Below are 15,210 nucleotides of genomic sequence, written 5' to 3'. Positions count from 1 at the left end.
AGCGAGCGGCCGATGAGCTGGCTGGCGGACAAGGCGCATGGCGACGAGATCGCGTATCAGATCGCGAGCCTCGGCCGTGTCGACGTCACGCGGTTCTTCAGCGGCGCGGCGATGCGGCTCGATGGCGTGATGTTCGGGTTTCTCGTGCGCGGGTCGCTGTTCCTGCGGGTCGACGACGTGAACCGGCCGGCGTTCATCGCGGCGGGGATGGGGCCGTTCTCGTACACGGGGCGCACGCGGACCGTTGCGGCCGAACGCTATTACGAAACGCCGGCCGACGTGCTCGAGGATGCGGGCGCGTTGTTCGACTGGTGCCGTAGTGCGTATCGCGCGGCGCTGTTGGCGGGGGCGCCGAAGCGCAAGGCGAAGAAGACGGCCGGGCTGAAACTGGCGCGGGAGGCTGACTCGGCGGGCGCGTCGAAGCCGGCAGCGAAACGGAGTGCGAAATCGTCGCCGAAGCCGGCAGCGAAAGCGGGTGCTAAACCTGCCGCGAAGCCGGCCACGAAACCCGCCGCGAAACCCGCCTCGAAGCGCAAGCAACCGTAGCATCAGCCGCACGCCGTCACGGCGGCGGGATGTCGGTTGTCCTCTCTTTCCGTTTTATCATGACCGGGCGAGGGCGAGTGAGGCGACACATCACCGACGCACGGCATACACGAAAGCACCACGCTCGCCGCACCGCGCATTTCCGATGCTTCACAACGGCAGTTCCGGCGTTTATGATCGGCGCGGGTTGCGCCCGCGTCTCGCGCATTCCCCGCCGGCCGCGACGCCGGCTCCGCGAACGGCGCATCGAACGCCGCGCGGCATGCATTCCCCACTCACCACTCCAGACGGAGACAGCCGATGCTCGTCCTGATTCTCGGTTTAGCGATCTTCCTCGGTGTGCACTCGATCCGGATCGTGGCCGACGGCTGGCGCACCGCGATGATCGAGCGGATCGGCGAGAAGGGCTGGAAGGCCGGGTATGCGATTGCGTCGATCGTCGGCTTCGCGCTGATCGTGCGCGGCTACGGGCTCGCGCGCGAGAACACGACGCTGCTGTGGGTGTCGCCCGCCGGCGTGCGTCACTTGACCGGCGTGCTGACCGCCGTTGCATTCGTGCTGATCGCCGCCGCGTACGTGCCGCGCAACCGGATCAAGCCGCTCGTCCATCATCCGATGCTGGCCGGCGTGATGGTGTGGGCGGTCGCGCATCTGCTCGTGAACGGCACGCTGCATGCGGTCGTGCTGTTCGGCGCGTTCTTCGTGTGGTCGCTGGCCGATTTCGTCGTGTCGCGCGCACGCGATCGCCGCGATGGCGTCCGCTATCCGCCGGGCCGGCTGTCGGGCGACATCGTCGCCGCCGTGGCGGGGGCCATCGTATGGGCCGTGTTCGCGCTGTTCCTGCACGGCCCGCTGATCGGCGTGCGCCCGTTCGGTTGAACCGGCACGCGTGCCGGCATTCACTGGCGCGGCGCGCACGAACCGGCCGCCGCGCCCCCGATGCATCGTATGTCGTGTGGCGAGGCAGCCGCACGGCTGCCTGACCGCTCAGCGCACCGACGCCTGTCCGAGCGACGACGACTTGCGCCGCATGAAGTACGACGCACATCAATTGCCGTCGCGGCGGCGATCTGCGTGCCGCGACGGCAATCGGCGCACGTGCGTCAGATCGGCTTGACGAACAGCCCGACGGTGAGCGCGACGCCGATGCAGACGATGGCGATTCGCAGCACGCGCTCGTTGACGCGATGCAGCGCCCACGCGCCGAGCAGGCCGCCGACGATCGCGCCGCCGCCGAGCGCGATCGCCGCGCGCCAGTGCAGGTCGGGCGAGGTCACGAACAGCACGACCGCCGACGCGTTCATCACGCCGGCGAGCGCGTTCTTGGTCGACATCGCGTGACGCGGCGACAGCCCGGCCATCGTCAGCGCGGCCATCATCAGGAAGCCGATCCCGCCGCCGAAGTAGCCGCCGTAGATCGCGATCAGGAACTGCGAGATCGCGGCCGTGACCGGCCCGAGATGCTGCGCGCCGGCGCCGGGCTTGCGGAAGAAGCTGCCCCACGCGAACACGACCGTCGCGAACAGCACGAGCCACGGCACGAGGTGCGAGAAGATCGACGACGGGGTTTTCAGCAGCAGCAACCCGCCGAGCGCGCCGCCCACCACGCTGATCGCGAACAGCGCGCGAAACGACAGCTTGCCCGCGCCTTGCACCATGTTCCGGCTGGCCCAGCCGGTGGTGACCTGGCCGGGGAACAGCGCGACCGTCGACGTGATGTTCGCCGCGAGCGGCGACATCCCCGATACGATCAGCGCGGGCAGCGTGACGAACGAGCCGCCGCCGGCCAACGCGTTCTGAAGGCCGGCCCACAGGCCGGCGAGGATGATGAGAGCGAGCATCGGTGTGGGGGCGAAGGGGTAGCGGGCTCGCATGCCGGAGGCGGGCACGCGCGATGGTCGCCCGATGATAATGCAGGACGGCCGACGCGCAAATGGGGGCAAGGGCGGCGCGTCGGGCGCGCGGATTGGGGGCGCGGGGGCGCGGGGGCACAGGGGCGCGGGGGCGCAGGGGCGCAGGGGCGGGCGGCGCGGCCTGTCGTGCCGCGTGGCCATGCCGCCATGCCCTCACGTCGTGATCGCGCCAGCGCTGCCTGGCCATGCGCGCCGCGGAGCGTCACGCGTCCGGCAGCGCGGCGGGTTCTTGTGTTGTCGCATCGCCTTCGACGTCCGGATAGACGATCGTGCCGTCCGCCCGGATCACCGCGCCGGCCGTGAGGCGCGCGGGCTCTACGCGGTTCTTCCCCATGATGTGCAGCACCGTTTCGCCGCGCGCGATCAGGTAGTCGGACACGATGCGCCGGTGACAGCGCCACCACACGGCTTCGGAACACATGATCGCGCAGCGCCGCGCGTGCCCTTGCGCGATCAGCTGATCGAGGCCCGTTCGAAACTCGGGCGACAGCGCGTAGTCGGCGTAGCGATGGAAACTGCGGTTCGTCCAGAAGTCGTTGACCTCGTCGGGCACGCCGCGCGACTTGCCGCGCAGGCCGCCGAGTTCCGCGATGTGCTCATACGTGATGTCGACCGCGGCCAGCGCATCGGGCAGCGTCGCTTCGTTGAATTGCGGATTCGTGCGCGAGCGCGTCATCTTGCGGATATCGGCAAGCAGCGCGATGTCGACCGCATCGAGCATCTCGACGAATTCGTCGAGCGTGCGGTTCGAATGACCGATCGTGTAGAACGGGAGCGTCACGTGTCGTCCTTGCCGTCGATGCGTTCGAGCACGCGGCCGCGATGCGCGGCGATGTGGTCGGTGCGGTCGCTCTTGATCTCGTATTGCGGATCGCCGGGCGACGCGCGGTGCCGATGGCCCTTGTAGTCGAAATCCTGCGTGTGGATCGCGATGATCGTGCCGGTCACATAACCGGCTTCGGAATTCCAGCGGACGTGGTCGCCCACGCTGAATGGCGTCGTCATGCGGGGAGCCTCCTTGCATCGGTGTGTGCGCGGTTGCATGGTGGTCATTATCGGCGCCGGCCGCGCGCGGGAAAAGAAGCAGGACCCGCGTTCATGCGCAATCGGCGTGCCGCCGCCCGGGGCGGAGCATTCGGACGGCGACGCTCGCGCCCGCGTCATGACGTGGAGCGGGCGCGAAGTGTGCAGGTGTCGGCAGGTGTACAGCGCTGGCTTCGTGCGGCCGGGTGTGCATGTCACCGCCTATTTTGGCCAAAAACAATGTGTCCAGCGTGGGCGGGCGCGTGGCGCCGTCCGGTCAGGTTGCCGCGCCCACGCGTTCATCACCAGCTACGGCCTACCCCCGGGAGAGAGCGCCATATGAAGAAAAGTCAATTGTCCGCGGCGATGGCCGTGGCCTTGTCCGCATGCTGTCTGACTGCAGGTGCCGAGGTCGTGAAGATCGGCGTCGCGGGCCCGCTGACAGGCGGTCAATCGAATTTCGGCAAGGACGACGAGCGCGGTGTGCGGCTCGCGGTCGAGGACCTGAACAAGAACCCGATCGTCGTGAACGGCCAGCCGGTGACCTTCCTGGTGATCTCCGAAGACGACGCGGCCGATCCGAAGACGGGTGTGTCGGTCGCGCAGAAGCTGGTCGACAGCGGCGTCAAGGCCGTGCTCGGCCACTACAACTCGGGCGTGACGATCCCGGCATCACGCATCTACAACAGCGCGAAAGTCCCGATGATCACGGGCGCGGCGTCCAACCCTGCGATCACGCAGCAGAACTTTCCGTACATCTTCCGGCTCGCGGCCAATGACAACGTGATGGGCGCACGCATCGCGGATTTTGCGGCGAACGTGCTTCATGCGAAGCGGGTGACGGTCATCGACGATCGCACCGCGTACGGTTCGGGCGTGGCCGACGTGTTCGTGGCGACCGCGAAGAAGAATGGCATGGACGTCGTGGCGCGCGAGTACTCGAACGACAAGGCAACCGATTTCAACGCGATCCTCACGCACATCAAGGCGAAGCGTCCCGATGCGATCTTCTACGGCGGCTACTATTCGCAGGCGGCGTCGATCGGCCGGCAGTCGAAGCAACTGGGCCTGAACGTGCCCGTGCTCGGCGGCGACGGCATCTGCTCGGTCGACATGCCGAAGCTCGCCGCGGGCGCGCTCGACGGTCGCGGGTTCTGTGCGGAAGGCGGCGCGCCGCTCGCAACGCTGAAGGGCGGCCCGGAGTTCGCGGCGCGATACGAAAAGACGTTCGGCGTGAAGAACGACGTCTATTCGCCGGCCTTCTACTCGGCCACGATGGTGGTCGCGCAGGCAATGAAGACGGCGAATTCGACCGATCCGGAAAAGTTCGTCGAAGTGCTGCGCGACACACCGTTCGCGACGCTGGTCGGCAAGGTCCGCTTCGACCGGACGGGCGAATGGATCGATGCGCCCGTGACGGTGTACAAGGTGTCCGGCGACAACCTGGCGCCGATTCAGTAATCGACGTGTCGGGATGACGGTGCGCAAATCGGCGCACCGTCGGGCCGGACGACTTGTCCGACGGGTAGGTCACTGGAATCCGCGCGGTCAGGGTCCGGTTGAGGTACTGCATGAAGCGTCCGTTGAACTGCGGCGCATGGCCCCGTCGCCACCTTCCTGTCGTTCATCCATCGGAGTGCAGAAGAAAGGCGCCGGGCTTTCGCAATGCGAGCCCGTCCGCACACCTGCGTGCCCGTTTCTGCCAGCGAGTTCATCGACGTAAAAGCAGGGGACCAAACGGAACAGGCTCCGCATATCGAATCGACATGCGGGGCCTGCATCGCTTTACTCGGGCGTGCGTGTCAGCGCGTCACGCCTGGCTCGGCTTGTCCCACAGGTTCAGCGTCTGCCCGATACCTTTGGCCAACGCATTCTTGTACAGCGCGTAACCCCAGCTGATGATCAAGACAACGGCCCGAAAGCGCGATTCGCTTACGCCGATGGATGGGAAGGCGTTCCCGGTTCCTGCTTCAATGCCGCGGCAATTTCCATCGCCGTTTTCTGCAACTCCGGCACATAGCGGCGAGCGGCGTCTGCGAGACTGACCGCGCGCGACAGGAAGACGACGTTGAGACTCGCGATCACGCGTTCGTCCGCGCTGATCGCGACCGCCACCGCACCGATTTTCGACTGCGCGGTCCAGTCGCCGTGATTCGATCCGAAACCATCGTCGCGCACGCGACGGATCAGCTTGCGCACGAGTGCATCGTTCTTCGCGAACGCCTGTTGCTCTTCGCCGCCCACGCCGGAGCGCAGTAGTTCCAGGATGTCCTCGCGCTCCTCGTCGGGGCAGGTCGCGAAGTACGCGCGGCCCGCGGCGGTCAGCACCATCGGCAAACGCCGCCCGACCATCGCGCGATGAAACGACAGCCGGCTGAAGCGGTGCGTCGTCTCGCGGATGATCATCGCGTCGCCGTCAGGCGTGGTCAGATCGGATGGCCACGCAACGCGCTGCAGGAGTTGCCCCATGAGCGGCGGCGCCACGGTTGCGATGCGCTCCGTATCGGTGAAGCCCTCGCTCAACGAACGCACGGCAAGCGTCAGACGGAAGCTGTCGTCCGAGGGGCTGCGGCGCACGAACCCTTCCTCCATCAACGTTTCGAGCAGACGGCGCACCGTGGTGCGATGCAGGCCGGTCAGATCGGCGAGCTGCTGACTCGTCGCGCGTCCGTCCTCCATCGCATTCAGGGCACGCAGCACCTGCAGGCCGCGCGCCAGTCCGCGCACATTCGTGTAGGTCGTCACGTCAAAAAATCCATTTAAATCAACGATGTGCATTCTATGCACATTTCGGAGATTTTGTTGAGGGCGTTTTCCGCCGTCCATAAACTGCGTCCATAAGCTGAACGAGCGAGAGAGCCAGGTGCGTCGCCTGTTCAGCATAACGGACAAGCCCAGTCAGGAGACAAGCATGCGCCCCGCCTTTGAACCGGCGGCCGGCAACGGCCGCGCTCATCCTCACGAAACGACACATCGCTCGATCGACGCTGACGTCGCGATCATCGGCGCGGGCCCGGTGGGCCTGATGATCGCGAACATTCTGGGCCTGCAGGGCGTGCGCGTCGTCGTTATCGAGAAGCTCGCGCAGATCATCGACTATCCGCGCGCCATCGGCCTCGACGATGAAGCACTGCGCGTATTCCAGTCGGTCGGCCTTGTCGACGCGTTGCTCCCGCACACCACGCCGAATCACTGGATGCGCTTCACGCTGAAAGGCAAGTGCTTCGCGTCGATCGAGCCGCGCACCGACGAGTTCGGCTGGCCGCGCCGCAATGCGTTCATCCAGCCGCTCGCCGACCAGATCCTGTACCGCGGTCTCGAGCGTTTCGCGAATGTGTCGACGCTGCTTGGACACAGCGTCGACAGCTTCGCGCAGGACGACGGCGGCGTGAACATCCAGGCGACCGACGCGCACGGCGTGACGACGACGATCCGCGCCGCATACATGGTCGGCGCGGACGGTGGCAACAGTTTCGTGCGCCGCACGCTCGACGTGCCGTTCGAAGGGCGCACGAAGCCGAATCAATGGATCGTGATCGACGTGCGCAACGATCCGATCGGCTCTCCGCATGTCTATCTGCATTGCGACGCGCGGCGTCCGTACGTTTCGGCGGCGCTGCCGCACGGCATCCGGCGCTTCGAATTCATGGTGATGCCGGGCGAGACGGAGCAGGAGCTGTCGAAGCCGGAGAACATGGCGGCGCTGGTGCGCGGGGTCGTCGACGATCCTGACAAGGTCGACTACATTCGTCAGCGGGTCTATACGCACAACGCGCGGCTCGCGAGCACGTTCCGCGTGAAGCGCATCCTGCTCGCGGGGGACGCCGCGCACATCATGCCGGTGTGGCAGGGTCAGGGTTACAACAGCGGCATTCGCGACGCGAGCAATCTCGGCTGGAAGCTTGCGATGGTCGTGAAAGGCACCGCGCGCGACACGCTGCTCGATACCTACACGGCGGAGCGGCGCGCCCATGCACGCTCGATGATCCATCTGTCGGAAGTCGCCGGCGATATTTTCGCGCCGACCAGCTTCTTCGGATCGAAAGTGCGTGACGCGTTCGTGCGCTGCTTCGATGTGCTGCCATCCATGAAGCGCTATTTCGTCGAGATGCGCTTCAAGCCGATGCCGCGCTATGAAGAGGGCGTCGTGCTTCTGCCGCGACGCGCGCGCTCCGAAGGCCTGCTCGCGCGGATGATCGCCAAGCGCGGGCACGGCGCGTTCGGGCGGCTGGTCGGTCTGATGAGCGAGAAACGTGAATCGCTGATCGGGCGGATGGTGCACGGCCGCGACGCGCTGGCTGGCACGCCCGTGGGCCGCATGTTCATCCAGCCGCGCGTGCGTCTCGCGGACGGCAGCATCGTCCGGCTCGACGATGCGATCGGCAACCGTTTCGTGATCGTGGGTTGGGGCACGGACCCGACCTTCGGCCTGACGCCCGACGCGCGCCGCATCTGGGGCGCGCTGGGCGGATGTTTCGTGATCGCGAAGCCCGACCCGCAGCTCGCGTTCCATGATGACGTGCCCGAAGACGTGATCGCCATCGGCGATGTCGACTCGCGCCTGCGCGACTGGTTCGCACGCGTGCCGGAAGCGGTCGTGCTGTTGCGGCCCGACCGCTTCGTGGCCGGCATGTGCTCGCCGCAATGCGTATCGGGTTGCGTGTCGCAGCTCGCGCAAAGGCTGTCGCTTTCCATGACGACGGACGCGACGACAGACGCTGCGACGTTCGCGCACGCCGCCGACGTGGTAGGAGCCTGAGATGCCGATTCATCTCGAATGCATGTCGCATACGCCGCTGCACGGCTATTTCGATCCCGAGCCGGAAGTCGTCGCGGAAGTCGAGCGGGTGCAGCGCGCGGCGCGCGAGCGGGTCGAGGCGTTCGATCCGGAGCTGGTGATCGTGTTCGCGCCGGACCACTACAACGGATTTTTCTACGACGTGATGCCGCAGTTCTGCATCGGCGTGAGTGCGACGGCCATCGGCGATTTCGGCAGTGCGGCCGGCCCGTTGCCCGTCGCGCGCGATGTCGCGCTCGCGCTCGCCGATGCCACGCTCGCGAGCGATATCGACGTCGCCGTGTCGTATCGCATGCAGGTCGATCACGGCTGCGCGCAGGCGCTCGAGGTCATCACGGGCGGCATCGACCGCTATCCGGTGGTGCCCGTTTTCATCAACTCGGTTGCGCCGCCGATGGCGTCGTGCCGCCGCGCCCGGCTGCTCGGCGATGCGATCGGCCGGGCCGTCGCGCGCATGGATCGGCGTGTGTTGCTGATCGGCTCGGGCGGTATTTCGCACGAGCCGCCGGTGCCGGAAATCGCGGGCGCGGACGACGTCGTCGCGGAACGGTTGATCGCGGGGCGCAACCCGTCGCCGGAGTCGCGCGACGCGCGGCAGTCGCGCACCGTCGCGGCGGCCAAGGCATTCGCGGCCGGTGACAGCCGGCTGCATCCGCTCAATCCCGCATGGGACCGCACGTTTCTCGAACTGCTCGAACGCGGTGAACTCACCGCCGCCGATGGCCTCACGAACGAAGCGATCACGCGTGATGCAGGCAAGTCCGCACACGAGATCCGCACGTGGGTCGCCGCATTCGCTGCGCTTGCGGCGAGCGGTCCTTACGCGGCATCGATCGATTACTACCGTGCGATTCCGGAATGGATCGCGGGCTTCGGCGCGATGCACGCGCGAGCACGGACGCTTTCCAGGAGATAGAACCATGTCGAATGACGACAGCATTGTTTCGATGGCCGCGCGCCTGCGTGGCGCGCAGGCCTTGCGTCAGGCGATCGCGCCGCTGCGCGATACGTGTCCCGAAGGCGACGCGACGCTCGCCTACGCGATCCAGCAGATCAACAACGATTGGCGCGCGGCGAACGGCGAGCGTGTCGTCGGCAGGAAGATCGGCCTGACTTCGCCCGCGGTGCAGAAGCAGCTTGGCGTCGATCAACCCGACTTCGGCGCGTTGTTCGCGTCGATGGCTTACGGCGACAGCCAGCCGATGCCGCTAGCTTCGCTGATCCAGCCGAAGGTCGAGGCGGAGATCGCGCTCGTGCTCGAACGCGACCTGACCGCCGACAAGCACACGTTCGCGGATCTGATTTCCGCGACCGCGTATGCGGTGGCCGCGATCGAGGTCGTCGACAGCCGCATCCGCGACTGGGACATCCGCTTTTTCGACACCGTCGCGGACAACGCGTCGAGCGCGCTGTTCGTGCTCGGTAGCCGCCCGGTCCTGCTGCGCGATATCGAACTGACTGCTTGCGCGATGACGCTTACGCAGGATGGCGAAGTTCTTTCACGCGGCAACGGCGGCGCGTGCCTCGGCAATCCGCTCAATGCTGCCGTGTGGCTCGCGGACCGGATGGTTCGACTGGGCACGCCGCTGCGCGCGGGCGACATCGTGCTGACGGGCGCGCTCGGCCCGATGGTCGCGGTGAACGCGGCCGGCACCTATACCGCACATATCGAAGGGCTCGGCAGTGTGCGCGCCAGTTTCAGCGAATGACGGACGGAGACATTCCCATGGCAACAGACAACATTCGGTACAAAGCCGCGATCATCGGATCAGGCAACATCGGCACCGACCTGATGATCAAGATCATGCGTCGCAGCCGGCATCTCGAAGTCGCGGCGATGGTCGGCATCGATCCGGCCTCGGACGGTCTCGCGCGCGCCGCGAAGCTCGGCGTGGCGACCACGCATGAAGGCGTGGAAGGGCTTGCGCGCCTGCCCGTGTTCGACGAGATCGACTTCGTGTTCGACGCGACGTCCGCCGGCGCACATGTGAAGAACGACGCGTTCCTGCGTACGCTCAAGCCCGGCATCCGCGTGATCGATCTGACGCCCGCCGCCATCGGCCCGTACTGCGTGCCGGTGGTGAACCTCGACGCGCATCTCGATGCGCCGAACGTGAACATGGTCACGTGCGGCGGACAGGCGACGATCCCGATGGTCGCCGCGGTGTCGCGGGTCGCGAAGGTGCATTACGCGGAGATCGTCGCGTCGATCAGCAGCAAGTCGGCGGGGCCCGGCACGCGCGCCAACATCGACGAGTTCACCGAGACGACGTCGAAGGCCATTGAAGCGGTCGGCGGTGCCGGCAAGGGCAAGGCGATCATCGTGCTCAATCCGGCCGAGCCGCCGCTCATGATGCGCGACACCGTCTATGTGCTGTCCGAAGCGGCAGACCGGGCGCTGATCGAAACGTCGGTCGAGCAGATGGCCGCCGCGGTCCAGGCCTACGTGCCCGGCTATCGCCTGAAGCAGTCCGTGCAGTTCGACGATATCCCCGCCGCTGCGCCGCTGCATATTCCCGGACTCGGCCACTTCAGCGGACTCAAGACCTCGATCTTCATCGAAGTGGAAGGCGCGGCACATTATCTGCCGGCCTACGCGGGCAATCTCGACATCATGACTTCCGCCGCACTGGCAACGGCCGAACGCATGGCCGCGTCGCTTGTGAACGCCTGAGGCAAGGAGCACTCGATCATGGACAAGAAACTCTATATCTCCGACGTGACGCTGCGCGACGGCATGCACGCGATCCGTCACCAGTACTCGATTCGGAACGTGCAGGACATCGCCCGCGCGCTGGACGACGCGAAGGTCGACAGCATCGAGGTCGCGCACGGCGATGGTTTGCAGGGCTCGAGCTTCAACTACGGCTTCGGCGCGCACAGCGATCTGGAATGGATCGAGGCGGTAGCCGATGTGGTGAAGCACGCGAAAATCGCGACGCTGCTTCTGCCCGGCATCGGCACGATTCACGATCTGAAGGCCGCGTACGACGCGGGCGCGCGAGTCGTGCGTGTCGCGACGCATTGCACGGAAGCGGACATTTCGAAGCAGCACATCGAATACGCGCGCAGCCTCGGCATGGACACGGTCGGCTTTTTGATGATGAGCCACATGACCACACCTGAAAATCTCGCGATCGAAGCGAAGAAGATGGAAAGCTACGGGGCGACCTGCGTGTACGTGGTCGATTCCGGCGGCGCGATGAACATGAACGACATCCGTGCGCGCTTCAGGGCGCTCAAGGCGGTGCTGCGCCCCGAGACGCGGACGGGCATGCATGCGCATCACAACCTGAGCCTGGGCGTTGCCAACTCGATCGTTGCGGTCGAGGAGGGCTGTGATCGCATCGATGCGAGCCTGGCGGGCATGGGTGCGGGTGCGGGCAATGCGCCGCTCGAAGTGTTCATCGCGGCGGCCGAGCGCCTCGGCTGGCATCACGGCACCGACCTCCATCGCCTGCTCGATGCGGCCGACGATATCGTGCGCCCGTTGCAGGACCGGCCGGTGCGCGTGGACCGCGAAACGCTCGCGCTCGGTTATGCAGGCGTGTATTCGAGCTTCCTGCGGCATTCCGAAATCGCGGCGAAGAAGTACGGGCTGAAAGCCGTCGACATTCTCGTCGAGCTCGGCAAGCGACGCATGGTGGGCGGTCAGGAAGACATGATCGTCGACGTCGCGCTCGATCTGAAGAAGCGCGAAGCGCGCGCGTGAACCATCCGGTATGCCAAGCGCCATGAAGAGCGCGGCATCGTTCAACTTGGAGACATCAATGAAAACGTCAACGGCTTCCCCCGCGCGCGTCGGCGGCGCCATCACCATCGGCCTGTGCCTCGCGGTCGCGCTGCTCGAAGGGCTCGACCTGCAATCCACCGGCATCGCCGCGCCGCGCATGGCACGCGAGTTTCATCTCGCTGTCGCGCAGCTCGGTTGGGCATTCGGCATCGGCGCGCTCGGCCTGCTGCCGGGTGCGGCGATTGGCGGCTGGCTCGCAGACCGCATCGGCCGCAAGCGCGTACTGATGATGTCGGTCGCGCTGTTCGGGCTATTTTCGATTGCAACGACCCAGGTGTGGGATCTGCAGAGCTTGCTGGTCGCGCGCTTTCTCACGGGCCTCGGTCTCGGCGCCGCGATGCCGAACCTGATCGCGCTGTGCGCGGAAGCGGCGGCGCCCGGACAACGCAGCACGGCGGTCGGCGCCATGTACTGCGGGATGCCGTTCGGCGCGGCGCTCGCGGCAGTGATCGGCATCGTCAGTCCGGGCAATGACGGTTGGCGGCATATCTTCTATGTTGGCGGGATCGGGCCGCTGCTGACCTTGCCGCTGCTGGCGCTCTTCCTGAAGGAGTCGACGCACTTCGTCGCGGCGAGCCAGCACGCGACCCGCGAGTCGAAGGACGGCATCGTGCGCGCACTTTTCAGCGACGGGCGTGCGGTGACGACCATCGCGCTGTGGACCAGCTACCTGGGCACGCTGATCGTGCTGTATTTCCTGATGAACTGGCTGCCGTCGATGGTGCTCTCGCGTGGCCTCACGCCAGTACAGGCCAGCATCGTGCAGATGATGTTCAACATCGGTGGCGGCGTCGGCGCGATCGTGATCGCGGGGCTGATGGATCGCATTGGCAAGCGGCCGGTCGTCGTCGGCATGTATGCGGGCATCGCGGCTGCATTGCTTGCGCTCGCCGGCGCGACGGGCAGCGTGTCGATGGCGTTTGGCGGCTTGCTGGCCGGTCTGTTTCTCGTTGGCGCGCAATCGGTGCTGTATGCGCTCGCCGGTGCAACGTACCCGACGCGGGTGCGCGGCACGGGCGTCGGCGCAGCGGTGGCCGTGGGCCGCGTGGGCTCGATGGTCGGCCCGCTGATCGCGGGGCAATTGCTGGCGTTGGGCCAGAGCGCGTCGATGCTCGTGATCTCCAGCATCCCGCTTATCGTGATCGCGGCGTTCGGCGCGCTCGCCGTGATCGCGAAATCTCCGCGCGAGTCGGCCAACGGCTCGCACACACTTGGAACCGAATCGATCTGACGAAGGACATCGACATGACTGACACTGTGACTCATACGGAAGCCGCAACCAGCAGGTTCGTGAACGTGATGGAAGGCGGCACGGAATTGCGCGTGCACTACAACGACACCGGTGCCGGTACGGAAACGCTGGTGTTGCTGCACGGTTCCGGCCCCGGCGCGAGCGGCTGGGCCAACTTTTATCGCAACGTCGCCGCGTTTGCTGACACGGGCTACCGCGTGATCCTCGTCGACTGTCCCGGCTGGGGAAAGAGCGACTCGATCGTCTGCACCGGCTCGCGCTCCGACCTCAACGCGCGCGTGCTGAAGGGCGTGCTGGATACGCTCGGTATCGAACGCGCGCATCTCGTCGGCAACTCGATGGGCGGGCATAGCGCGGTCGCCTTCGCGCTGTCGTATCCGGAGCGCGTCGGCAAGCTGGTGCTGATGGGCGGCGGCACGGGCGGGCCGAGCCAGTTCGTGCCGATGCCGACCGAAGGCATCAAGCTGCTACAGGGGCTGTATCGTCAGCCGACGCTCGAGAACCTGGAGAAGATGCTCAACGTCTTCGTCTACGACGCGAGCACGATGACGGAAGAGCTGATGCAGGCGCGGCTCGAGAACATGCTTGCGCGGCGCGATCATCTGGAGAACTTCGTGAAAAGTCTGGCGGCCAATCCGAAGCAGTTTCCGGACTATGGTCACCGGTTGAACGAGATCAAGTCGCCTGCGCTCGTGATCTGGGGCCGCGATGATCGTTTCGTGCCGATGGATGTGGGCTTGCGGCTCGTGTGGGGCATGCCGAACGCTCGACTGCACGTGTTCGGACGGTGCGGGCACTGGGCACAGTGGGAGCACGCGGACGCATTCAATCGCATGGTGCTCGACTTTCTGCGAAATTGAGCGTGGCGGCACTCGCGGTTGCAGCGGGTGCCGCGTCTCGTTCTTGCAAGCGGGGTGCCATTCGCCCGCTTGTCCCCATGGAGAATCAGAATCGATATCCGACCGACAGGAAGGTCACGATCGGATTGACCTTGAATTTGCTGGTGCTGGTCACCGTACCGAGCGAGGACTTCGTCGTCAGGGTAGCCCGGGTTGATACCCACGAGTACGCCACCGACGCATTGATCGACCAGTGCGAGTCGATGTTGTACGTCAGTCCCCCGTTGACGACGGGCGCAAAGGATTTACTGAGCGACACGGTCGTCGGCCCCTCGAGTGCGGTGCCAACCGTTGGAGAAGCGTAGATTTGGCCGGTGGCGACAGGGCTGCTGAGTTTGATATTGCTGAACCACGTATACGTGACACCTGCGCCGAGATAAGGCCGGAATTTCGCGTTGGGTTGACCAAAGTAATAGTTGAAGATGAGCGCCGGACTCCACGCTCGTGCGGTCCCCAATTCGCCGACACTGCTCAGCGTGCCGGCGCCGGTCAGATGCCAGGTCGGTGGGATGCCCATGACCGTGGTCGCTGCGATGTGGTCAGTGACAAAGTACGTCGCGGTGAGGCCGAGAGTGTCGCCACTCGAGATTTCCCCACTGCTGCCGGTCATGACTTGTGACTGGCCAAGCGCGTTGACGGTCAGTGGCTCGGCTGAACCCTGAGGAGCGAAATGTGACCAACCGGCGTTGACTACCCACTGGCCTGCCGATTGAGCGTGCGCGGCGGATATCGTCGCGAGGAAGATTGCAAGTCCTGCGCTAATGCGGTTGCGGCTCATGTATGTCTCCGAGTATTGATATTGATTTTGAGGAATCCTGATCTAATGAGAAAGTCGATACCGATCAAACATCGGAAGCGGGCGACAAGCTCATCAGATCCAGATGTCGATGCAATCTGCTTCGTAGAAGGTGCCGTTAGCGAATGTGGATGCAACACCTCCAAATGATTCGAACCGCGTCGTCGCCTTGCGGTGGGCCGCCTACCGC

General features: G+C 65.6%; 14 protein-coding genes and 1 pseudogene. 10 read left to right on the top strand and 5 right to left on the bottom strand.

The window, feature by feature from the left end; genetic code table 11:
- Positions 1-12 precede the first annotated feature (12 nt).
- Both O1Q03_RS26565 and O1Q03_RS26560 read left to right on the top strand, forming a co-directional pair.
- A complete protein-coding gene (locus O1Q03_RS26565; RefSeq protein ID WP_269507001.1) occupies positions 13-546 on the top strand; it encodes a TfoX/Sxy family protein in 534 nt (177 codons plus the stop codon).
- Positions 547-846: 300 nt separating this feature from the next.
- Positions 847-1,425 (top strand): NnrU family protein, encoded by a 579-nt coding sequence (locus O1Q03_RS26560; RefSeq protein ID WP_269507000.1) that lies wholly within the window; start codon positions 847-849, stop codon positions 1,423-1,425.
- Positions 1,426-1,649: 224 nt separating this feature from the next.
- Here O1Q03_RS26560 and O1Q03_RS26555 read toward each other — a convergent pair whose 3' ends face one another.
- From O1Q03_RS26555 to O1Q03_RS26545, 3 genes are all read right to left on the bottom strand, one after another.
- Positions 1,650-2,387 carry a sulfite exporter TauE/SafE family protein gene (locus tag O1Q03_RS26555; RefSeq protein WP_269506999.1) on the bottom strand — a complete coding sequence of 246 codons (738 nt, stop codon included), beginning with the start codon at positions 2,385-2,387 and terminating at the stop codon, positions 1,650-1,652.
- Between the two features lie 274 nt (positions 2,388-2,661).
- Positions 2,662-3,240 (bottom strand): DUF488 domain-containing protein, encoded by a 579-nt coding sequence (locus tag O1Q03_RS26550; RefSeq protein ID WP_269506998.1) that lies wholly within the window; start codon positions 3,238-3,240, stop codon positions 2,662-2,664.
- Positions 3,237-3,464, bottom strand: a complete 228-nt coding sequence (locus tag O1Q03_RS26545; RefSeq protein WP_269506997.1) for a DUF2945 domain-containing protein — start codon at positions 3,462-3,464, stop codon at positions 3,237-3,239. Before O1Q03_RS26545 ends, O1Q03_RS26550 begins: the two co-directional genes overlap by 4 nt.
- Between O1Q03_RS26545 and O1Q03_RS26540 the strand changes: the two are divergent.
- A pseudogene (locus O1Q03_RS26540) lies at positions 3,354-4,940 on the top strand (branched-chain amino acid ABC transporter substrate-binding protein); the annotation flags it as partial. The gene O1Q03_RS26545 and the pseudogene O1Q03_RS26540 sit on opposite strands and share 111 nt — an antisense overlap.
- Before the next feature lie 474 nt (positions 4,941-5,414).
- Here the strand turns inward: O1Q03_RS26540 and O1Q03_RS26535 are convergent.
- Positions 5,415-6,227, bottom strand: coding sequence for a DNA-binding transcriptional regulator (locus O1Q03_RS26535; RefSeq protein WP_269507025.1), 813 nt, complete (start codon positions 6,225-6,227; stop codon positions 5,415-5,417).
- 166 nt (positions 6,228-6,393) lie between these two features.
- On the opposite strand from O1Q03_RS26535, the gene O1Q03_RS26530 reads away from it, so the two are divergent.
- From O1Q03_RS26530 to O1Q03_RS26500, 7 genes are read left to right on the top strand one after another with little or no spacing between them, the layout of a single operon-like run.
- Complete coding sequence (locus O1Q03_RS26530) at positions 6,394-8,241, top strand: bifunctional 3-(3-hydroxy-phenyl)propionate/3-hydroxycinnamic acid hydroxylase (RefSeq protein WP_269506995.1); 1,848 nt, start codon at positions 6,394-6,396, stop codon at positions 8,239-8,241.
- A gap of 1 nt (position 8,242) precedes the next feature.
- Complete coding sequence (locus tag O1Q03_RS26525) at positions 8,243-9,196, top strand: 3-carboxyethylcatechol 2,3-dioxygenase (RefSeq protein ID WP_269506994.1); 954 nt, start codon at positions 8,243-8,245, stop codon at positions 9,194-9,196.
- A 4-nt stretch (positions 9,197-9,200) separates the two neighbouring features.
- Positions 9,201-9,989, top strand: coding sequence for a 2-keto-4-pentenoate hydratase (gene mhpD / locus O1Q03_RS26520; RefSeq protein ID WP_269506993.1), 789 nt, complete (start codon positions 9,201-9,203; stop codon positions 9,987-9,989).
- A gap of 17 nt (positions 9,990-10,006) precedes the next feature.
- On the top strand, positions 10,007-10,954 hold the full coding sequence (locus O1Q03_RS26515) for an acetaldehyde dehydrogenase (acetylating) (protein ID WP_269506992.1): 948 nt from the start codon (positions 10,007-10,009) through the stop codon (positions 10,952-10,954).
- A gap of 15 nt (positions 10,955-10,969) precedes the next feature.
- Entirely contained in the window at positions 10,970-11,992 is a 1,023-nt protein-coding gene (gene dmpG / locus O1Q03_RS26510) for a 4-hydroxy-2-oxovalerate aldolase (protein ID WP_332112554.1), read from the top strand.
- A 58-nt stretch (positions 11,993-12,050) separates the two neighbouring features.
- Positions 12,051-13,304, top strand: a complete 1,254-nt coding sequence (mhpT, locus tag O1Q03_RS26505; protein ID WP_332112553.1) for a 3-(3-hydroxy-phenyl)propionate transporter MhpT — start codon at positions 12,051-12,053, stop codon at positions 13,302-13,304.
- A gap of 14 nt (positions 13,305-13,318) precedes the next feature.
- On the top strand, positions 13,319-14,185 hold the full coding sequence (locus O1Q03_RS26500) for an alpha/beta fold hydrolase (RefSeq protein WP_269506990.1): 867 nt from the start codon (positions 13,319-13,321) through the stop codon (positions 14,183-14,185).
- Between the two features lie 85 nt (positions 14,186-14,270).
- Here the strand turns inward: O1Q03_RS26500 and O1Q03_RS26495 are convergent, their stop codons facing one another.
- Positions 14,271-15,002, bottom strand: a complete 732-nt coding sequence (locus O1Q03_RS26495; protein ID WP_269506989.1) for an OmpW/AlkL family protein — start codon at positions 15,000-15,002, stop codon at positions 14,271-14,273.
- Positions 15,003-15,210 lie beyond the last annotated feature (208 nt).

Origin of the sequence: Burkholderia sp. IMCC1007, from assembly GCF_027257875.1 — a bacterium.
Taxonomy (GTDB): Bacteria; Pseudomonadota; Gammaproteobacteria; order Burkholderiales; family Burkholderiaceae; genus Burkholderia.
Note: the sequence above shows the minus strand (reverse complement) of the source record. Positions and strands in the feature narration are given on the sequence as shown.